The 21,922-nt window shown below is 40.9% G+C and carries 20 protein-coding genes; all 20 read right to left on the bottom strand.

Going from position 1 to position 21,922, the window contains the following annotated elements; all coding sequences use genetic code 11:
• Window positions 1–10 precede the first annotated feature (10 nt).
• A complete protein-coding gene (locus QVO97_RS11785) occupies window positions 11–808 on the bottom strand; it encodes a glycosyltransferase family 2 protein (protein ID WP_022360516.1) in 798 nt (265 codons plus the stop codon).
• Between the two features lie 9 nt (window positions 809–817).
• Window positions 818–2,458 (bottom strand): hypothetical protein, encoded by a 1,641-nt coding sequence (locus QVO97_RS11780; protein ID WP_022360515.1) that lies wholly within the window; start codon window positions 2,456–2,458, stop codon window positions 818–820.
• 102 nt (window positions 2,459–2,560) lie between these two features.
• Window positions 2,561–4,825 carry a hypothetical protein gene (locus QVO97_RS11775; protein WP_022360514.1) on the bottom strand — a complete coding sequence of 755 codons (2,265 nt, stop codon included), beginning with the start codon at window positions 4,823–4,825 and terminating at the stop codon, window positions 2,561–2,563.
• 80 nt (window positions 4,826–4,905) lie between these two features.
• Window positions 4,906–5,511, bottom strand: a complete 606-nt coding sequence (locus tag QVO97_RS11770; protein ID WP_288189755.1) for a hypothetical protein — start codon at window positions 5,509–5,511, stop codon at window positions 4,906–4,908.
• Window positions 5,512–5,564: 53 nt separating this feature from the next.
• Window positions 5,565–7,892 (bottom strand): glycosyltransferase, encoded by a 2,328-nt coding sequence (locus tag QVO97_RS11765; protein ID WP_022360512.1) that lies wholly within the window; start codon window positions 7,890–7,892, stop codon window positions 5,565–5,567.
• 52 nt (window positions 7,893–7,944) lie between these two features.
• Window positions 7,945–9,825 (bottom strand): DUF4422 domain-containing protein, encoded by a 1,881-nt coding sequence (locus QVO97_RS11760; RefSeq protein ID WP_022360511.1) that lies wholly within the window; start codon window positions 9,823–9,825, stop codon window positions 7,945–7,947.
• A 39-nt stretch (window positions 9,826–9,864) separates the two neighbouring features.
• Entirely contained in the window at window positions 9,865–10,626 is a 762-nt protein-coding gene (locus QVO97_RS11755) for an ABC transporter ATP-binding protein (protein ID WP_022360510.1), read from the bottom strand.
• Between the two features lie 9 nt (window positions 10,627–10,635).
• Window positions 10,636–11,424 carry an ABC transporter permease gene (locus tag QVO97_RS11750; protein WP_022360509.1) on the bottom strand — a complete coding sequence of 263 codons (789 nt, stop codon included), beginning with the start codon at window positions 11,422–11,424 and terminating at the stop codon, window positions 10,636–10,638.
• A 28-nt stretch (window positions 11,425–11,452) separates the two neighbouring features.
• Window positions 11,453–12,400, bottom strand: a complete 948-nt coding sequence (locus tag QVO97_RS11745) for a DUF4422 domain-containing protein (RefSeq protein ID WP_022360508.1) — start codon at window positions 12,398–12,400, stop codon at window positions 11,453–11,455.
• Between the two features lie 32 nt (window positions 12,401–12,432).
• A complete protein-coding gene (locus QVO97_RS11740; RefSeq protein WP_022360507.1) occupies window positions 12,433–13,779 on the bottom strand; it encodes an exopolysaccharide biosynthesis polyprenyl glycosylphosphotransferase in 1,347 nt (448 codons plus the stop codon).
• Window positions 13,780–13,804: 25 nt separating this feature from the next.
• The gene (locus QVO97_RS11735) at window positions 13,805–14,317 is read right to left on the bottom strand and encodes a transcription termination/antitermination NusG family protein (protein WP_022360506.1); all 513 of its coding nucleotides are present in this window, start codon (window positions 14,315–14,317) and stop codon (window positions 13,805–13,807) included.
• 646 nt (window positions 14,318–14,963) lie between these two features.
• The gene (locus QVO97_RS11730; RefSeq protein ID WP_022360504.1) at window positions 14,964–16,070 is read right to left on the bottom strand and encodes a HigA family addiction module antitoxin; all 1,107 of its coding nucleotides are present in this window, start codon (window positions 16,068–16,070) and stop codon (window positions 14,964–14,966) included.
• Window positions 16,063–16,425, bottom strand: coding sequence for a type II toxin-antitoxin system RelE/ParE family toxin (locus tag QVO97_RS11725; RefSeq protein ID WP_288189754.1), 363 nt, complete (start codon window positions 16,423–16,425; stop codon window positions 16,063–16,065). Before QVO97_RS11725 ends, QVO97_RS11730 begins: the two co-directional genes overlap by 8 nt.
• Before the next feature lie 199 nt (window positions 16,426–16,624).
• Window positions 16,625–17,212: a YHYH domain-containing protein gene (locus QVO97_RS11720; RefSeq protein ID WP_022360503.1), complete on the bottom strand. Its 588-nt coding sequence runs from the start codon at window positions 17,210–17,212 to the stop codon at window positions 16,625–16,627.
• A gap of 244 nt (window positions 17,213–17,456) precedes the next feature.
• Entirely contained in the window at window positions 17,457–18,143 is a 687-nt protein-coding gene (gene hisIE / locus QVO97_RS11715; protein WP_022360502.1) for a bifunctional phosphoribosyl-AMP cyclohydrolase/phosphoribosyl-ATP diphosphatase HisIE, read from the bottom strand.
• Window positions 18,144–18,409: 266 nt separating this feature from the next.
• On the bottom strand, window positions 18,410–19,168 hold the full coding sequence (gene hisF, locus QVO97_RS11710; protein WP_022360501.1) for an imidazole glycerol phosphate synthase subunit HisF: 759 nt from the start codon (window positions 19,166–19,168) through the stop codon (window positions 18,410–18,412).
• Between the two features lie 93 nt (window positions 19,169–19,261).
• Window positions 19,262–19,972 (bottom strand): 1-(5-phosphoribosyl)-5-[(5-phosphoribosylamino)methylideneamino]imidazole-4-carboxamide isomerase, encoded by a 711-nt coding sequence (gene hisA / locus QVO97_RS11705; protein ID WP_022360500.1) that lies wholly within the window; start codon window positions 19,970–19,972, stop codon window positions 19,262–19,264.
• A 78-nt stretch (window positions 19,973–20,050) separates the two neighbouring features.
• Window positions 20,051–20,668: an imidazole glycerol phosphate synthase subunit HisH gene (gene hisH, locus QVO97_RS11700; RefSeq protein ID WP_022360499.1), complete on the bottom strand. Its 618-nt coding sequence runs from the start codon at window positions 20,666–20,668 to the stop codon at window positions 20,051–20,053.
• Between the two features lie 108 nt (window positions 20,669–20,776).
• A complete protein-coding gene (gene hisB / locus QVO97_RS11695) occupies window positions 20,777–21,373 on the bottom strand; it encodes an imidazoleglycerol-phosphate dehydratase HisB (protein ID WP_022360498.1) in 597 nt (198 codons plus the stop codon).
• Window positions 21,374–21,482: 109 nt separating this feature from the next.
• Window positions 21,483–21,922: aminotransferase class I/II-fold pyridoxal phosphate-dependent enzyme (locus QVO97_RS11690; RefSeq protein WP_288189753.1), on the bottom strand; the 440-nt coding region annotated here is incomplete at its 5' end.

The raw sequence follows: 21,922 nt of genomic DNA, 5'->3' as shown, positions 1-21,922 counted from the left end.
TCAACCTCTCCTACTCTTCATTTGTGTAAATTATTTGTGCTGAGTAATTCGTTACTATCTTATCTCTATATTCAGCTAATAAAAACTTTTTCTTATTGAACATATATTTCGCTAATAACTTCAGTGTTGTCGTAGCCTGATTCAGCATTTTTACATTTGACACCTGATCATCTTCTCTCCATACGATTGGAAAAAATCTGATCTTGTGTTTATAATAGGTTGAGCCCATAAGCATAAAACAATTAAATATCAAATTATCCTTATATTTAAAATACTGCATCTTTCTTAAAGTTTCGACTTTATACATATTTAATCCGGAGCCTAGATCATAAATCTTATGTCCGCATCCAATCGAAAACAACATATTATATACATGGTTTCCAAACGTTCGGAATTTCGAATATCCTTCTAATTTCGATCCCTTCATAAATCTGGCACCTAAAAAACAATCATATTTTTCATACTTTCTATTTTTCAAATATGGAAGTAAATTCGATATATCTCCTTGATCATCACCATGAAGAACAATAACATAATCAAACTTATGTGATATTGCATATTGAAAAGCGACTTTATGAGATCCACCTAATCCATAATTATCATCATTACGAAGCAACGAAACTTTGGTTTTGATATTTCGTGTCTTTAGGTATTCTTCTACTGCCTCTTCTCCATTATCCGTGCTATGATTATTAACAACAATCACTTCACTTACATACTTCTGGACTTCATCCGTTAATTGAGAAAGAACCCTAACAATTTGTTTTTCACAGTTATACATAGGTATAAATAATAATATTTTATTCATAAGTTTTTGTCATTCCTTTCTGCTTAAATACATCCAAATACCATATGTAATTAATATATAACCCAAAAAATAAAATGATAAAAAATACATCACCCAATTACTTGGCTCCGTAAGAATTACTATTGGTATTTTTGCGACAATTGCTGAACAAAGAAGCCACAAATACCACTTTCTCTGAAGCAATAATTTTAACCAGACAAAGCACAGCACAGATATCGGCAAAACCGCATTCCAAATAATACTCTGAAATGGTCTCAAGCTTCCATCCGTGTTCACCCCACCTAAAATTAACAATATATATTTTCGCAACGTTTTATACACAGGTCTATTAACAAGCCAACCGTTCTCCTGAAACTGGATCAATTCCTTATTGCTAGAATCGTCAAATAGTACTGCCGATATATATGTATTTCGAACACTAGAGCCAATAACCCCTATTGATTGTAAAAATAATCTCCCTCTTTCATTAATAACAACCTTGGGGTATTTTATTGATAATTTTAAAAATGCTCTTAGATAATCCTTGTATTCTATTTCTGTAAAATCATCGCTTGGATCATCGTTCGTCGTTCTTACACATCCCGTGCTCCAATAAAGTTGTTCCCCATTATATTCAGGATTTTCATAAATAATTTCTAAATCTAATACCTCGTTTATTGCTTTAAGTTCTGATTCATCTTTTTTCAAATCCGCATGCCGAACTAATTCAACACATGGCCGCAACGTAGCAACAATTTCATAATTTTGGTTTCCAAGTTCATATTTCTGCCATTTTGTCATTCCTATAAAGCCCAAAATCAGAATCATAATGCCTAGAAATTTTTTTTTACGCGATAGCTTTTCTTTCCTCACAAAAAGAAACAGAATGCAAATAAAAGGAATATAGATAAATGACTCTGTTCGCCAACATGCAACAATTACAGAAAGGAAGCAAAACATTAAAAGCTTCCTATAATTCCATTCTTTTTCTCCTTCATAAATACATATTGACATAATAATGAATGTCAATTCTAAATATATATATATTCCTATTCTGTATCCAGAGTACTGATATGACAAAATTGGCGGAAGCAAAAATGGAATGCACTTTAGTATACTATCGATCAATCGGTATTTTACTTTTCTTATATGAAAAATTCTTTCTAATTTTGTTACAGAAAAAGCCACACAGACAGATATAATTATATTTTGAATCAAAATAATACCGCCGGGGAAGGGTAAAATTTGCAACAAGATATCTTGATACAAACCCGTTATAACATGCTGCCACGGTGCAAGCGATTGATATGTTTTTAATGCCTGCAAAACATACAAATCATCCCATGCCCATATGCCTGGCCAAAAGATCAATAATAATATCATGGATATTGTAAAATACACTAAAAATATTTGTCTTCCGCGTATATACTCATCATTCCCCTGTTTTAACTCAGCATATACTTTCAGAACAAATTTCCAAAAGAATACTAAACATATGAAATAGCCTAACTTCACTATAAAAAAGTACTTCGTCTCACTATCATAATAAAAAAAAGCTCTATCAATCTGCAATAAACTTGTTACAAACCATTGCAAAAAAGCTAATTCTAATGGGATTTGATTATTTTTAAATCTAATTCTATATTTCTGTATTATATTTTCTTCTAACATGCTTTCCTCTACCTATTTTTTAGGGTAACACACTTTCTTGATTCTTGATTTATAACAATATTTTTATAAACTAGGGTAAAATCCTTTTTAGCTTTCAAAATACTATTTCACTTCTCTTATTTTCAAAAATCTAATTTTTAAAATATCTGGAATTTTCACTGCGACGCCATCACAAAGAATCTGAATTGAAAGACTTCTGTGTGCATTAAACAGCCATTTACCTCCTGCCCCAAGAGGTAATAATAATTTGCCTTTTGACATTTTACAATGCATTGCATGCTCCTCTCCTGCTTCATCTTCCCATCTAATTTGAACAATCATACCTGGATTGTAATTCTTTTTCATGAGCAATTTAGAATACTTACCCTCTGCTTGTTGAATTTCCCCATCTAAGTTATATAAAGTATAGTTATAATTTTCATTTTCATTTGCAAGCTCCAGATACATAAAATCTGCATCATTTCCATCTAATAAATCTTCAAAATCCACTAGCACTTCTTTTTGTTCTTCTTTTATTGCATATTTTAATTCCGGTTCATCAAACAGTGTTTCTAAAGATTCCATAGATTCTCCCCACGAACTCGCTGTTTTTTCTAAGTTCATGTTCCATGACGCAATTCCATTATTTTTATTTTGCCCTAATATCTCCTCTCTGCTGTATTTATTCTCATTTGGTATAAACTCCCATCTTTCATCATCCCAATAATATTCCCCAGACGCTAGAAGCCAATGATAAAAATAATAATTACTAAATGGTATAAAATTACCTCCTACGATAGCTTTATTCTTTTTCACTATATCAACTGCTTCCTTTGCTGCAGAATATCCCTTTACTGTTGCCCCTATTTCTATTGATCCATTACCTTTTATACTTAACAAATAGTAATATCCAAAATATGGCGGATCACCCATATAAGAGTGCGTTTTTTCTTCTCTTTGAAATTTCACACTTGTATCTTTTATTAATTTATATGTCTCCGGATTAATAAAACCTGTTCCTAATTTTTCAACACTATCATCACTTACATACAAATAATTATCCGGAACTACATAATATGATTGCAGCTTAGAATTTGATCCTGTCAAAAAAACATTTACATATTGAGAATTCAATTCTGTTGAAAAAAGACCTATGCCTTTCACAACCGTCGGTATGGATACTGCAATCACTACAACCAGCAACCTAATTTTTGTATTTTTAATATAATTCCATACAAAGATTAACACTAGTACACAGCTAATAAACAGAATGCTAGCACATCTAGCATAAATACGATCTATATCGTATCTAATTACTGTATAAGAATATGCTATCATAGACATAATCGCTATAGAAATCACTATGCTAGCTGTCTTAGAATTTTTAATTTTTATTCTATTATTTTCTCTACATATCACAGCACACTTAACGGCTAAAGCATACGATACCCATACAACAAAAACTGGCATCATAAATGTAAAAATATAATATAATGATAAACGAATTACTAAATATCTATCCAAATATCCAAAAAACCACTCTGGTAATGTTTGTCCGAAACGAGAAATACCGTCCGCTAAAATACTTTGACCAGACATTGCCAACATATGTTTTAATGTACCAATCAAAAAATTTCTACACAGAAATGTCAAAAGCAAACAGCCTACCCAACCAAACCAAAATCGAATAGTTTTAATATCCTTTTTTAATTTTCCTAATTTAATATAGTCTTTTATAATACAAATAGCTAACGGGACAAAAGCAATACATGTTGCCACACCATACAAGGGATAATACAAGCCATGAAATAAGCTAGTCAAAAACCAGGCCATTAACCATGCATTTTCTTTCTCGATGAGCTTTGACCATGTTAATAATAACATTATTGGTAAAATAAATACCACACGATTATATGAATCAACATAAAGCAATAATGAAATCAAGAAAACATAAACATTATCAACATGTTTTCTTAATAGACATACAATTATAATAATTATAAATAAATAAAACAGATTCTCTGTAGCATAATAATTAGCAAATGTTCCACCATCTCCGAACCACTTAAAAACTGCTCCCTGAACAAAAGAATACATGCCTGAAACCGGAATGTATTCTTTAAACGGTATCTGTCCAAGTTCCACTATTTGAGAATAGCCAATAATATTCTCAAACGGATGGTGCAAATCTTCTGACATAATGGCACCTGTTCCACCAAATCTATTAAATGCTATTATTGTTGCGCATGTTCCAAAATTAATTACATTTTCTATAGAATCTATACTCTTCCATTTTTTTACTGCGAAAAAAACTGCTTCTAACATGAACCAAATAATTATTAGCCATATTATATCCAACATTGCATTGCTAACATCAATTATTATCACAGTTTCTCCCTGCTTATATCGGTTTGCAGTATAAATCAACAAAGAGAATGGTATAACTACGCTTTCAAGTAACCCCAACCTTAATATTGCCTTTTTCTATTTTTAAATAAAAATGGTATTGATGATAATATGATTGCACATATAAGCGCAATCATATTATTTCCCACACCTTCTCCACCTAAAAATACATAGCTTCTATATATGGCTATATACGTATATATACTCATAAAATAAACACAAATACCAGAGACTATAAGTGTTTTGTCAATAATATATATAAATATTACAAATGCCACTCCATCTACAATTATCTGATAGGCACTACCAAAAATCATCAAACCAACAACGATCATCGCCACTAGAACACATAGAAATTCTTTTTCTCTTTGATTCTCAGACAACAATTCGAGAGTAGCTTGCTCACCATCATTATCGATACTTTTGTTCAAGAAATAGTAAATCGAATACAGAACTATCCCGCCAAAGCAAAGAATATATATCAATTTTCTTTCCGGTGTTTTATTACCAGCGAACATTGAAGTATATTCTACCACTATGTCATTATACACTTGGTTTTGATTTCCTTTTAAGGCTAAATAGTAAACTGTAAATACAGCACCCAATATTACCAATAAAATTAGAACTAAAATATTTCTACTTGTCCTTGAATTTGAATTACTATTCATTTCTTTTTTACGATATTGAAAAAATCAACATTCGGTTTCCTTTCTTTATACATTTATTTTCTTAACCCTACTCTCCTTAATATTCGTTTTATGATTCCTTTTAAGCTGTTATTTTCAAGTCGTCTAAGCCTCTCTTCATGCCATTTCTGAATTTCCCATTGATGATTAATTGACTGTTCATGACGAATTACCGTCTTTTCTTCTCTGGTCAAACGTTCGCCAATATTTTCACGTTCTCCTTTGACATATGCATTTTCTTCCGGATGGCTCTTTCCCTGTTCCATCAATGATGCTGTATATAATTCTCCTGGAAACATTCCTAATTTTTTAAGGAACTCTGATTTATCCTTTCGCATCTTTATCATTGTGGGATCCAGTAAAATTCTCTGAAATTCCTTTTCAAAGTACTGCACCATTGCATCTATAGTAAATCCTTTTTCAATCTTATTTCGACAATTTACCGACAGCAGATTCCACTTATTCACATCGGAAAGAATTTCCACAATTGCTTCCGAATATGCCTTGATTTCTTTATCAGAAAAATATCTTGAATCAAAATCTTTATCTTCTTTTTGCATAAACGGTATCAATTTTCCCACAGAATCATCTATCAGATCTTTTTGACCTCCTACATCTGCACTAACAACCGGAATCCCCATTGCACAGGATTCGTAAGCGGTCAGAGCAAGCCCTTCTTTTATACTGCATATAAGTGTCACTTTAGCATCTTTATAATATGGTCTAACTTCTTCCTTAGCCCCTAAAAAATATACTGTTCCCTCTAGGCCTCTTGCTTTGACAGTTTCAACCAACTCTTCTTTTTGTGGGCCATCTCCAACAACTGCAAATGCAACATTTTTTATTTTCTTTCGAACCTGTTTAGCTATTTCTATCATTAAAAATGGTCTTTTCTGGGGATGCAAACGACATATAAATAATACTACTGGTCTGTTATTATCAATATTTAATTCCTGATATAAAATCCCTTCCCTTATTGCTTTTGCATCATATCTATTTTCGTCAATGCCGATATGAACCGTTTCTACACTCTCTGGTTTTCTTTGAAATTGATTAATCATAACCTCTCTGGTTGCACTGTTGCAAACATAGGTGCGTTCAACAATTTCTCCCATAACAGCGCTACTTCTTGCATGCCCGCCATTTCTCCAATACCATTCTTCCATATGGACATAATCTATAATTGCCAACTCTGGATGATTTTTTCTGATCCATGGAAGCAAATAATACCCATCCGTCGAATTACTTGCGAACAATATATCTATATCTCTACTCTTTATGAAATAGTCAATAAACTCCGGATAATCATTTGCAGACATAAAATTAGGGAGATTGAAAATTTCAGGTGTTTCCTCGCGGAACAATTGCAGCCAGTCATTGTCTCCCTTTTCTGTTGTAATAATACTAATCGCAAATTTATTTTTATCTATCTTTTTGATTAAGTCTAGGTTAAATTTATCTGCCCCTCCCATAGAAAACCACGGAAAAAGAAATAAAATATGTATTTTTTCGTTCTGGCTATATACATGCTTATTCCAGGTAGATTCTTTTGGTGCAATGTATGGCTTACATATATTTAACGGAAAGCATATCGGCTGCCTTGGCTGCACCACCATATCGGCTGCTTCTGATATTACCTTTCTGTTTTTCTCCCTATTTTCATCATCTTTTCTAACAGATGCTAAAACACCCTCTTCGCCTCTTCTATACCAAAATAAATATTCTCCTTTGATTTGTACTGGGTACTTTCCTTTTGCAAGAAGTTTCAACCAAAAATGCCAATCCTCATTAAACGGAAAATCCTTTACTGTATAATTTCCAACTTCTAAAGCATCTTTTTTTCGTATTAACGCAGTCGCTGGTAAATGATTCTCCTTTCTTAATCTCTCTGGATCAAATTTTACATCCCATAAATATTCCTGTCCTTCAAATCCTACGGAATCAGAATATGCCCATGTAGCCTCAGGATTAAAATGCAATGCCCAATATTCATATTCTAAACACGTCGGTTCGATTATATCATCACTGTCTAATGGGAATATAAAATCAGTGCTAGACTCATTAATTCCTGTATTACGTGCTGCTGATAAACCTGCATTTTTTTGATGTATTATCTTAATTCGTTTATCAAGTTCCCCTAATTTTTCCAATCTATCTAAGGATCCTTTATCTGTAGTTCCATCATCCACAATAATCCACTCAAACCATGGAAATGTCTGATTCATGACGCTGTTAAATGTTTGTTCAAAGCATTTTCCTGTATTGTAATATGCCGTAATCACCGATATTAATGGATGGCCGTCAGATTCGAACATATTATTCCACAAATATAATCCTGGCTGTTTTGTATAGTCGAATTTCATTTCTATCCCCTTATCATGCTTTCTTTTTTTATCGTTCCATTGCTTTACGCCTCTAGAAGCGTTTCATAACCGCTTTGACCCACTCACGCCTCTTGCTCCCAATCGGCAGGATCTTATTTGCTATCTTCCGTATCCCCGCTTTCTGCTCCATCTTCGCAATCCTTGACAGTTCCGCCTCCTGCTCTTCCATCAGGCATCGCTTTATATTTCGCAGAATCATCGGATAATACGGCGACAGCTTCGCATACTCCCAGAAATACTCCGCAAAATCACAGTCCACCGTATCCCACGGTTTCTGGTAGCCTGCGAAATGAATCAGATACGGATTTTTTCTTGCTTTTGAGTATTCTTCATACAGTTCTCTCGGCGCCATTTTAAGGATCTCCATGCGGCTGCGCCCTATCTCCTGCCAATCCATCAGCGTATTCCACTGCTGTGGCAGATAAGTAACTTTATTTTTGCACACGATGTTCAGGATATCCTGATCATGACAGCGGTAAGAATGCGTCAATGCCATCTGAATCATATCTTCGGACCTCATCGTCTTTCGCAACCTATCCAGATCCAAAATCAGGACGCCTGCCTGGAAATAATCGTACGGACTGTCTAATCCCAATGTCTCAATGGCATATTTTTTCCAGTTATTCTGGTTTAAGTTTAACTGTCCTGCCACATCGATATCTTTCGCTGCGCCAATTACCGCACCTTTCAGATCCAGATCATAAAGTTCTGCCACATCATGATCGGCTACCATATCACAATCAAGATACAGGATTTTATGATAGTCCGGCATGATCTCCGGGATAATCAGGCGGTAGTATGTCTCCACAGACAGATGCTGATCGACGAAGAGTTTTCTCGCATCAAAGTATTCACATACCCGGATGAATCGGATGGATATATTCTGTTTGCCCTTAGCTGCCATGGAAATCAGTTGCTGATTTTTCTCAGAGATGTCGTTATACAGAATAATGATGTCATACTCGCGTTCCGGCGATGCATTTGCAATCATGGAACGGATCATAATGTCAAGATACGGTGAAAATTTGTCATTTGCCGACAGCACGATCGGCACACCTGCCGGACAAACAGGTTCTAAGACTGCTTTCGGCGCTGTATCTTTAAATAATGTTTTTGGAAGTTCACATGCACGGATATCTGGCTGTTTTTTCAGATGCTCATAGTAAATACCGCAGAGGCGTTCCGCCAGATAGCCCATGACGCGATATTCTTCCACACTGTACCAGGTCGTATCGATCTGTTTTTCTGCCTCAAACAGGATATCAAACAGCCATGCACAATATTTCTGGTACACTTCTTTTTTCATAATAAACATGTTGCACTCATGGGCGCTCGTCGACTTCATGTACGCATCTGCGGTCTGTGCATATTCCGGATATTTTTCTTTCAGGATCCGCAGGGTGATATCGAGATCTTCCCGGTGCTGGAACGGCACCACACCATATTCATGGTACACATCCATGACCTGTCCTTCGATCTTTAAACGCGGATATTGACGCCCTTTGACGGTAATCACATCGTATTTTGTAATTAATTCCCGCATCGCCTCCGGCTGGAGTTTGATTTCTTTAAGCGCCTCATCCGAAATGCGGTCATACGCAATATTCCCCCATCCGTCGTCTTTATTGAGCGTCGGATCAAATGCCAGATAACGTCGGTAATGGAAGAATCCATAATAGTCCGCATCTTCATTTTTCCACGCCCAGTACTGTGCGGTTAGTTCACAGTATGTTTTATTTTTTTCGGAAATATTGTCGCCTTCATCGTCATGGCGCATGCCCGGAAGCTTGGTTCCATTCAGGGCAGTTCCTACCTGTATCGGATAAAGATATGGATTTTCCGGTACATAGGATGGTTTGTGGCAGACCACATACATCTTGATATCCGGTGTTTGTCCTACCTGTTTTTCCATATATCTTGAATTCCTTTCCTCTGTATCGTCTGTATTGTTTTAAGCGTTTTCCGGCAGATTCAGACTCTCCATATAGGCATTGCATACGCCCTCTGCCTCTCCCTGCATGACCACATCGCCTTTATTCAGCCAGATCGCGTGATCGCAGAGTTGCCGCACCGTTGCCATCGTATGGGAGACGAACAAAAGCGTCGTACCATTTTCCAGCATATGATGCATACGTTCCTGACATTTTTCCTGAAATGCCGCATCTCCGACGGCCAGCACTTCATCGACAATCAGGATTTCCGGCTGCACGATCGTCGCGATCGCAAATCCCAGTCTCGCCGCCATACCGGATGAATAGTTCTTGATCGGCATATTCATGAAATCTTTGAGTTCTGCAAATTCGACGATCTCATCATAATGCGCATCCATAAATTCCTTGCTGTAACCGAGAACGGCGCCATTTAAATAAATGTTTTCCGTCGCCGTCAGTTCCCCGTCGAATCCGGCACCCAGCTCGATCAGTGGTGCAATGCTTCCTCTCACTTCTACCGTGCCGCGGTACGGTTTCAGAATACCGCAGATCAGCTTTAAAAGTGTCGATTTACCGGAACCATTCGTTCCGATGAGGCCCCACGCTTCGCCGCGTTTTACCTCAAAATTGATATCTTTCAGAGCCATAAATTCCTGGAACATCAGCTCGCGTTTGATCAGTTTTACAAAATATTCTTTTAAATTATCAATGCGCTCGGAAGCCATATTGAAACGGACCGCCGCATTTGTTACTTTTATGATTGTGTCTTTGTCCGATGCCATTTCTGCCTCCTAGATATATAAGATAAATTTATCTTGCGTCTTTAAGAATGCCCACACTCCAATCAGAAGTGCCACTCCGGCTGCCACAAATCCAGCCAGAATCAGGTACGGATCCGGCATCCGACATTCCAGCACGATCTGACGGAACTGCGTGATATAGAAATACATCGGATTTAACATCATAACCAGTTTCCGCAGCGCCTCCGGAAGCAGGGTAATCGGATAAAATAATGGAGTCAGATACATCCATGCGGTCAATACTGCGTTATAAATATGCTGTATATCGCGGAAGAATACACACCCCTGCGCCAAAAGCATTCCCAGTCCCAGGCAGAACAGATATTCCTGCAGAAGAATCACCGGAATAAATAGATAAAAAACATTCGGAACGACCCGGCATACCACAAATACGATCACTAGCGCCCCCAGTGCAAATACCATATTTACAAAGGAACTTGTAATTTTAGATACGGTAAATACATATTTCGGCACGTAGGTTTTTTTCAGCAATGACGCATTTCCGATAATGGAGAAGATCGCCTGTGTGGTTGATTCACTCATAAAGTTATAAAGCGTCTGTCCGATAATCAGGTATACCGGAAAATTGACAATATCAGACCGGAACATATTGGAAAATACGATCACCATGATAACCATAACCATCAGAGGATTCAGGATACTCCACAGGTATCCCAGAAAACTTCTCCGGTATTTCAGCTTAATATCTTTTGTTACAAGCTGCTGCATCAGGAAACGGTACTTATAAAATCCGCCCAGTCGTTTTAAAAACAAATTCATATCTTTTCCTCTTTCTTCGATTTTGCTTTTATTTCAAAAAAAAGCCGCGCAGCAATACCCGCCGGAAACTTCCTGCCGGAAACAGACGGTTTAACTTACGCATATCTATTTTAATTTTTAAGTTGGTCGGTTTTAAACGAAACTCCCGTATATTCGATACTTCTTCCTCCTTTCCCGGTTCAGTATGATAGAATTTAAGATAAGGAAGCTCGGCACATTGTATGCCTTTCTTCCTCTGGTAAAAGTAAAAGATACCAAACAACCGCTCCGCAAGATAGCCATACAGCCTTGGTTCCTGCGGTTTGTTTATCTCTTTTCTCTCCTGTTCAAATGTATCTAAAAGTGTAAAAAGCCATTCCATATATGTATGGAACAGCTCTTTTTTCATGATATACATATTCATATAATAGATATCTTTGGAACTCATATATGCCTTTGCCACATCTGTATATTCCGGGTAAATCCGGTTTATAATCTCCAGCATATGATTCAGTTCTTCTGCTTCATGATACTGGCAGTACTGACGGTATACCGTCGTATTGATCCGCTCTCGGTAAACGGTCAGAAGATCGTATTTCATGATCTGCTGCGCCATCCACTCGGCTTCCATCCAATATGGTGTCAGATCGTCCCAGACGGAATCCAGCTCTATATACGGATGCTGGCGTTTTCCAAGGATTCGTCCACTCGCCATCACGGGGCAGACCCTGTGAAACGTCAGATAGCGGCGGTAATGAAAGAATCCATAATAGTCGCAGTCTATATTTTTCCAAGCCCAATACTGTGCCGTCAATTCACAGTAATCCGGATTTTTCCCGGATATATTATCGCCCTCATTATCTCGATATGCCATATGTTCCAGACGTTTTTCCGTCAACGCCGTTCCCACCTGTACCGGATAAAAAATTGGATTTTCCGGTACATAGGTCGGCTTATGGCAGGCAATAAAAATGCGTATATCTGGTTGTTTTTCCATGTCTTATTTCCTGTTTATAGCTTTTTATTCCGTTATTGCTGTTCTTCTTTGACTCCTTCCGTACTTTCCTTCATCAGCATAATCTTCGGCGTCATGATAATCAGCTTCAGATCTTCCAGCACTGAATAGTTGCGTATATACGTCAAGTCCAGTTTCAGCTTGTCATAAGGGGTCGTGTTATATTTTCCATACACCTGCGCGTAGCCGGTCAGACCGGCTTTGACTTGCAGGCGGAAGGAAAATTCCGGTATCTCTTTTTCCAATTCGGCCGCCAGCTCCGGGCGTTCCGGGCGCGGTCCAACGATGGACATATCACCTTTTAAGATGTTATAAATCTGCGGCAGCTCATCCAGGCGGGTTGCCCGCAGTATCCGGCCAATCGGCAGGATTCTCGGATCATCCTCGCTTGCCAGCCGTGCCTTTCCATCTGCTTCCGCGTTCTGCACCATGGTACGAAATTTATATATCTGGAATTTCTTTCCGTTTTTTGTAAGGCGCGTCTGCTGGTAAATCACCGGACCGCCGTCGGTCATCTTAATACAGATTCCTACAATCAAAAAAATCGGAATCGTAATTACGATTCCGATGAGTGATCCGACGATGTCGATGATCCGTTTCATAATTTCCTGCTCTATCTGCAGTCCCTGATTATTCCGCGACAGAAGCAGCGGCGAATCAAACAGATTCAGTTCCACCGAGCTGCGAAGCAGAATGTCCGATATTTTCGGGACGCTGTATGTCCGGATATTCTGGCCGAAACAATATTTGATGATATAGTTTCGCTCATGCGCCGGTATATCTCCGACAATCACGCTGTCGTATTTGGCGATCTCCGCTTTGATGCGTTCCGGTCCTTCGTGGTAGCTGACAATCTGGCTGATTATGTATTTATCTTCCCGCGCATTCATTTTTTCAATCAAATGATAATCCGAGTGATCGCCGGAGATCAGCAGCAGCTCTCTCGGCGGGAACATGCCCCGGTACAGCCAGAGAAATGTCATCGTCCACGCGAGGATGATGACAACCGCCCCTATCAGATTGACCACCAGTGGCGCCGGTGCCGTGAATTTCTTATCCTGCACGCTGATCTGGAAATAGGTAATAATATTGGTGACTACCACCGCCAGTATCTGCGAGTAGATCAGATTGCCCCGCTTCAGGAGCGCTATCTTAAATCCGCCGTACAGCTGCATAAAGAAAATAAGCAGGAGTCCATAGATGAATATCATCATCCAGTTACCCCTGCGGAAGAACGGCGCCCAGATAATCTTGTTGTACCAGTTGATCCAGATGACGCCATAGAGTCCTGTCAGAAGCGAGACCAATATCAGGGCAAATCCCAGCTTGATCAGGCGCTTGTATTGCTCAAATTGATTCATGCTTTTGTGTTTTGGTTCCTTTCTTTTACTTATCTTCCGGCAGACGGATTCCCAGTTCTATCCTGCGCTTTTCTCCCAGAAGCTCGACCTCCACCGTCACGATCCGCTTGCGGATGCGCTTGCGTACAATCTTGTCCAGGAAGAAGGATAATGGTCCCTGGGCAGTTAGGATGTTGCCGTCTTCGTCGAGGGTGACAAAGGAGCGGCGGACAAGACATTCATCCAACTCCATCATCTGGCAGAGCAGTTTCTTCTCTTCTTCCCGAATCGACCAGAATTCACAGTCCGTCCGCAGGAGTTTGGAAAGCTTCGGGACCCGCTTTAACACCAGAAAGAATTCCTCCGGCGTGTCGGTGTCCGCGATAACATAGGATGGAAAGAGCGGTTTCTGGTATTCCAAAAGTTCCCCGGCATTGCGCCAGACGCATTCCTGCTCAATCACAAAACAGGCGCGGTACCCATTTCCTTTCAAAACGCGTTCGATGCATTCTGTCAGCTCCTGTTCCCTTCCTGTCTGTGTTTGGATCACATACCACATATCGCACTCTCCTTTGCATTTTCTCTGCTTTCAGGTGCACAATGGGTATGCTTCGCCATCCCGGAGCCGCCTTCTGGCTGCCCGGATACGATCTCGATCCATCCTATGTTCCATCTTTCATCTGACCATGACATTGATCACAGGCAGCTTACTCCATGTGCTTTTGATTCTTATTCTGCGCCTCTTAACGCGCTTTCATGCGTCCGCATCCGGCACGCCCTGATTTTAGAGGATTTGTGCCTATGCGAAGTCTAGTTTATTATACTACGGTTTGTGGGGGGATTCAATAGAAGTTTGTGGGAAGGAATGTTTAGGAAATTCTTAAATTAATTTAATATTGATTATAAGATAAAAGCGGAGTTTTCGCCCCGCTTTATTTACAATCCTCTCTATCTACAATCTTTACACCATGACTGGTTTCTAATTTGACCATTTCCCATTTTACGGAAACCAAATTCACTGATTGGTTTTGGTTTCTTACAATTCGGACAAATACGAACAGGCTCACTTCCGTTGTATCCACTTGATTGAATTATCGGTCTATCCGTATTAATATTATTTTTCCTATTAGCAGACATTATAATACCTCCTCTTTGACATATAAATCTCTTTTTATTTGTGACTCGTTACTTATTGCAAAAAATTATTACTCGATTACATATTTGATTTTCATACTGTTCAGCACAGTCTGATATCCCAGATATTCATCTTTCTGCAACCTTCCAACAACAATTCCTGGCTGGATATTAATCTCTTTTGCAAATGCCCGGATCGTTTCTTCAGTAAAGCCCTCCTGGTTCGTACTTACGAAATCATCATACTCTGCTTCTGGTATCAATACATTTTGTGAAAATGCATCCGCATCATTCTCTAATCTTTGAATCAATTCATCTGTTTCCAGCCCAGCTTTATTTTTTTCGCTTACTAAAAGGACCTTTATCCGCTGCTGTAACACATGCCCCAATTCATGGAATAACGCAAACCAAAATGTATCTGCATATTTTCGCCTGTCATTCAGTGCCAGAACCACCTTATCTTTGCCTAGCCATTTTACTGCGCCATTTACGCCGCAATTTTTAAGATTAGGAAGCAATACCAGTGCCACTCCGCAGCTGGCTAAAAGTTCCTTTAATCTCGGGTAAAATACTTCCGGCTTTTGAACCGTCATATTTCGAATCTCTGGAATAGACTCTGTGAGTTTTTTCTTATTAAATAATTCCACATTCATCTGCGTTCCTTCATTGATCGCAGTCTGAACCCACGCATTCGCATTAATTACATTAATGTCCTTTACTTCCGTCACACTGGTTCTATACTGAACCAGAAAATCCCGCTGTCCCAGTACCGCTAACGACGAAACTTTAAAATACTTTTGAAGTTCCTGGACTTTCTCTGCCGCAATTCGGGTTGCTTTTACAGCTCCCAGAGTAACCCAGAACTTATAATCCATCTTCTTGACTAGTTCGCACTCCTGAGCAAGTTTCTCCCTTCGCTCAACCTCCAGCTTTTTTTCAATATAAGATCTATTTAGATTTAACCATAGCTTTGTGGATGTACCAAACACAATCGAAAGTTTCAGTACCATCTCATCTGTCAGGTTGATTCTTCCATTTACCAAATCACTTACATATTTAGGTGTTGTCTGAAGACGTTTCGACAATTCTTCCTGTGTAATTCCCAGCTCATCAATATAATCCTTCACATAATAACCCGGATGGAATGCAATCAACTCCTGATATTCTATCTTATTCATAGTGATTCGACACCTCCCACGCAATTATTATTTCTGTTGACCTGTAAACAATGTTTATATCTGTTTCCGTCCATGTATTCCCTGTTTCATCTAATGGAATAATAGATAGTCGATATCCAGACCTTCTTCCTGCCACATCCAGTGCATACTGCCCTTCTCTGTCTCCATGCAGGGAATGTAAATGGTAGAACGGCATATCAGCTATATCCTGAAGATTTTCAGCACTCTCAAGCAAGTTCACAAGAGCGTGCAATTTCTCTGCAACGATCGCTGGAAGATCCTTCTTCGCTTTTCGGATGTCTGTGCAAAGTTTTTCGATCTTTTTATCATGGTAGCGAATTTCTATACTATGCATCTCCTTTAGTAAAAATAAAAATTACCAAAAAAGTAATTTTTATTTATAATAACACATATTTCATTGATACTCAAGTGAGAATTTCTAAATTCCCCCCTTAAGCCACATCCTTATACACACATTGTCGACCTACTATCATATAAAAAGGAAAACCATGCATTCAGTTTTCAGCCTCTGCATGATTTTCCCTATTCATTCCCTATTTACAAACCCGATTCTCCAACTGCCCACTCTGCACATAATGTGTATAGTAAGCCTTCAAATCGTCTCCAAACACTGCCGCCAAATCCGGGTTATTTGCCTTATATACACTGACATCGAAATTCTCCGATGCCCTGCGTCCTTCTGCCATACCGCACGTATAAAAATGCTCAAATAACTTTTGCGAGTCCAAGCCAACGACCGACTGCAAATCTGGATTATTCATATAATAATAATTTGCATCAAACACCGGCTGGTACGTATTCATCTGTTCCGCTACCTGATTCTGATTACCTGCGGACTGTGTCTGAGTCTGCGTCTGACCGGACGTATTTCCATTCGAAACCGCCCCATTCTTATACGGGCAAACTCCATTTGGATGAAGATGTGCCTCATGGTCGCCACAATGATAATGATAACTTCCCAGACCGCTCTTATTCTTGTAGTCATGATGTCCGCCCTGTGCATCCGTCCGTCCCGGATGTGCCTCAGCTGTAATCATCGTCATGTTTGAGACAGTCGCGAACGATGCCGTCAGCATCATGCAGGATAAAAGCGCAGTTCCAAACTTTTTAAAACGTTTCATAATAACTCCCCCTTGTAACTGTAAAATGAAATGCTCTCCAATTTGATTGTAGCATTTCCATACAGAAAATACAAGAAAATCACCCTGATATTGTACTTATTGTGCCTTATAAAAAATTATAATTTCCACACAAAAATAGGCTATTGCAAACATCCACGTTCACAACAGCCCACTCTTATCTACTACTCTATTAGCCGCTATACAAAACTTAAAAAATCACATTTTTCAAGTCCCCAGCTCCGCTCTACCGCATATACTCCTGCTTCACCTTATGATCCACCACATGCCGCTTCGCCAGCTCTTTCGTCACATCCTCTACGCTGATGCCCGCGTCTGCCATCAGAACCATGGCATGGTAACACAGGTCTGCCAGCTCGTAGATCGTTTCGTCCTTGTCTTTCTTCGCTGCCGCGATGATAACCTCGGTACACTCCTCGCCGACCTTTTTCAGAATCTTGTCCAGACCTTTGTCGAACAGGTAGGTGGTGTAGCTTCCTTCCTTCGGGTTCGTCTTACGTCCCATAATGAGGTCGTAAAGTCCCTCATAGGAAAACGGCGTGATCTCCTCGTTCTGGTAAACCGGCTCAAAAAAGCAGCTCTCCGCGCCCGTATGGCACGCCGGACCTTCCTTGACTACCTCGACAATCAAGGTGTCCTTATCGCAGTCCGCATAAATACTGGAAATATGCTGCACATTCCCGCTCGTCTCACCCTTTCTCCAGAGTTCCTGACGGCTGCGGCTGTAAAAACAGGTTTTCTTCTCACGAAGGCTGATCTCCAGACTCTCCTTATTCATCCAGGCCATCATCAGAACCTTTTTGCTATAGTGATCCTGCACAATCGCCGGAATCAGGCCTTTCTCATTAAACTTTAACTCATCCATCTTAAACGACGGCTCTACGCCTGCAATCTCGTTGATATTCTCACTCATACTCTCATCCTACCTTGCCACTAAAATTTTTTATATACATCCCCTGCGTCCAGCGCAGCGCCGACGCCTACTCCCGCGATCCTCAGGAAAACAGGCGTCCAAAAACTGTAGAAAACATCGCATACGCCGGTGCTTAGTGAGGTCTTTTCGAACTTAGCACCGCTGCGTAGGCGCAAGAGCGAAAGCGTTTTTCGGAAGTTTCTGGATGCCTGTTTTCCGTCCCTCTCACGAAAAAGCGCCGCCCTCTAACTTTTCCTAGATGCGATTTAGATCAACCGCATCTCCACCCCATTCTCCGCCAAATACTGCTTGAGTTCCTTAATATTTACTTCCTTCCGGTGGAAAATACTCGCCGCCAGTCCCGCGTCGATCTGCGGATACTGGAAGAGGTCTAAAAAGTCTTCTTTCTTTCCCGCGCCTCCCGAAGCAATAATCGGCACATCGACACGCTTCGCGATCTCCAAAAGCATCGGAATGTCAAATCCCTGCTTCACACCGTCCGTATCGATACTGTTGACCACCAGCTCGCCTGCGCCGCGTCTGACGCCGGATTCTGCCCATTCCAGCGCATCAATGCCTGTATCGACACGCCCGCCCTGCTTAAATACGTGGTATTCGTCTCCAACACGTTTAACATCCATCGAAAGCACCACACACTGATCGCCGTAGCGGTGTGCCGCCTCGGTAATAAGCTCCGGATTTTTGATCGCGCCGCTGTTGACGCTGACCTTGTCCGCGCCGCATTTTAAAACGCGGTCGAAATCATCCAGCGTGCTGATGCCGCCGCCGACCGTCAGCGGGATGAAAACCCGTTTTGCCGCCTCAGTCAGGATGTCGGTAAAGATTTTTCTTCCTTCTACACTTGCCGTAATATCATAAAATACCAGCTCGTCCGCGCCACTCTGGTTGTAAAATTTTGCCATCTCGACCGGATCTGCCACATCCTGGATTCCCTCGAAGTTGACGCCTTTCACGACACGCCCGTTCTTTACATCCAGACACGGAATAATACGTTTTGAAATCATGCCGTTCCCTCCTGATTTCTTTTTCTGATTATTCATTCGAACGATTCGAATGATTCGAATGATTTTTTTGCCGCTTTTTATACGGTGCTTCTCCTAAACGGAATATTTCAGTGCTTCCTTTAAATCAATCGCACCCAGATACAGCGCTTTTCCTAAAATCGCACCATACACCTCATTTTTCAAGATCTCAATCTCCTTGAGGCTGCTGATTCCACCGGACGCCACGATATCCAGCCCTTCAATCTGCGATAATTCTTTATAAAGCTCCAGGTTCGTTCCCTGCATCTTTCCATCGCGGGAAATATCGGTGTAAATGACCGTTTTCACTCCCGTATCGCGCAGGCGGCGGCAGAAGTCAACGCCTCTTACCTCGCTCGTCTCAAGCCACCCGTGAGTTGCCACAAAACCGTCCTTCGCGTCCACACCGACTGCAATTTTATCGCCGTATTTGCGTACCATTTCTTCGACAAATGGATAATTTGTGACCGCCACCGTGCCGAGAATCACGCGTCCAGCTCCGAGCGACAGGTATTTGTCGATGGATGCCTCGTTGCGGATGCCGCCGCCGACTTCTACAAATAATCCCGTTGTCTTAATCAGCTTCTCTATCGTGTCAAAATTTGCCAGCGCCGCGTCTTTCGCGCCGTCCAGATCGACCACATGCAGGTTTTTCGCGCCCTGCTCCTTGAATCCCAGCGCCACCTCTTCCGGCCGGTCGCTGAATACTGTCATCTGGTTATAATCGCCCTGCACCAGGCGCACCGCCTTGCCGTCCCGCAAATCAATCGCCGGAAATAGCTCCATGTCCGTTTCCTCTCCATAACTGTTTAAATCTAATCTACAAGCCTGAAAAAACAGTTACCTTTCTTGTTTTTCTATTAATTATATCTCCGAAAACGCCTTCAGAATCCGCAGTCCCACTTCCCCGCTCTTCTCCGGATGGAACTGGCAGCCCATGACATTTTCATTTGCCGCGGACGCCGTGACCGGAATGCCGTACTCCGAGGTTGCCAGCAGACTCTCATCACAATCTTTTCCATAGAAGCTGTGGACAAAGTAGACGTAATCGCCCTCTTTGCTGTATTTAAACAGTGGATGTTTCTTTCCTTTTTCCGTCAGATGCAGGCTGTTCCAGCCCATGTGCGGCACTTTTAAGTTTGCCGGAATGTCTTCTTTTAAGTCTGCCATCACGCCCGGAATCAGTCCCAGACCCTGATGCTCGCCGTATTCATAGCTTTTATCAAAGAGAAGCTGCATTCCGAGGCAGATTCCCATGATCGGTTTGCCTGCTTTTGCTTCATCCAGCAGCGGCTCTGCCATTCCGGATCCGCGCAGTTTCGCAATCGCATCGCCATACGCGCCGACGCCCGGTAAAATGATGTGATCCGCTTTTCTTAAATCTTCCGGATCGCGGCTGACTTTATTTTCCAGTCCCAGGTAACTGAGGGAGGAACTGAGGGAAAATAGGTTTCCCACGCCGTAGTCAATAATTGTTATCATTTGCAGCCTCCTATATCAATTCATGTATGTTCCCGCAGTCAACGCAGGACCCCGCTGAATCATTATAAACCTATTAAATAGATTTGTTATACTTACTTTTATCTTAGATCATAATACCCCTTTTGTCGATGGAATCTCGTCCCGGTACCTCTCGTCAATCGACACCGCCTCGCCGAGCGCGCGTCCCAGTCCCTTGAACATCGCCTCGATGATATGGTGGCTGTTTTCGCCGTGGAACATTTTAAAATGCAGCGTCATCCGGCTGTTGGAGGACAGTGCAATCATAAATTCCTTTACAAGCTCGGTATCAAAATCGCCCACTTTTTCGGTCGGAATCTCCACATCCATGACCAGATAGGAACGTCCGCTTAAATCGAGCGCCGTCATTACCAGTGTTTCATCCATCGGAAGCAGGAAACTGCCATAACGGCGGATGCCCTTTTTATCACCCAGCGCCTCTAAAATTGCCTGTCCCATGGCGATTCCGATGTCCTCTGTCGTATGATGGTAATCGACCTGCGTATCTCCGTCACATTTCAATGTGAGGTCAAACCGTCCATGTCTGGCAAAGAGCTCCAGCATATGGTTTAAAAATCCGCAGCCCGTATCGACCTGATATTTTCCCGTTCCATCTAAATCAATCGACAGGCTGATTTTCGTCTCTGCCGTGTTTCGTTCTAATGAAATCTTGCGTTCTCTTGACATTTTTGCCAGCCTTCCTTTCTTATTCACAGCTGCCCCATCTACAAAAACCATGCTGCCAGCATTTTCATATGGTTCCCACAGTAAATGCGTGAACCTATTGAATTCCAGCCTATCTTACAACTGCACTTCTCGCCGCTTCCACCAGCTTCTTCGTCTCCTCAACAAACGTTTCCATCTCTTCCTCGGATCCGATGGAAATGCGGACATAATCTTTGATCCGCTCGCTGTCCCAGCGTCTTACCAGGATTCCTGCCTCGCGCAGTCCGTCAAAATAAACTTTTCCCGGCATATCGCCGCTCTTGGCAAAAATGAAGTTGGTCTTCGAATCCAGTACAGTAAATCCAAGTGCCCGGAGCGCCTCGGTCGTTTTTTCACGCGTTTTGCAGATGCGCCCGGTACATTCTTTCGTGTAGTCCCAGTCGCGCATCGCCGCCGTGCCAGCCAAAATCGACAGGCGGTTGACGTTGTACGGGTTAAAACTGTATTTGATCCGGTTCATATCGGCGATGAGTTCCGGATTTGCGATCGCAAATCCGACGCGCGCGCCGG

The organism is Clostridium sp. CAG:43, from assembly GCF_000434655.1.
Lineage (GTDB): Bacteria > Bacillota > Clostridia > Lachnospirales > Lachnospiraceae > Otoolea > Otoolea fessa.
This window is presented reverse-complemented; position numbering and strand designations above follow the sequence as displayed.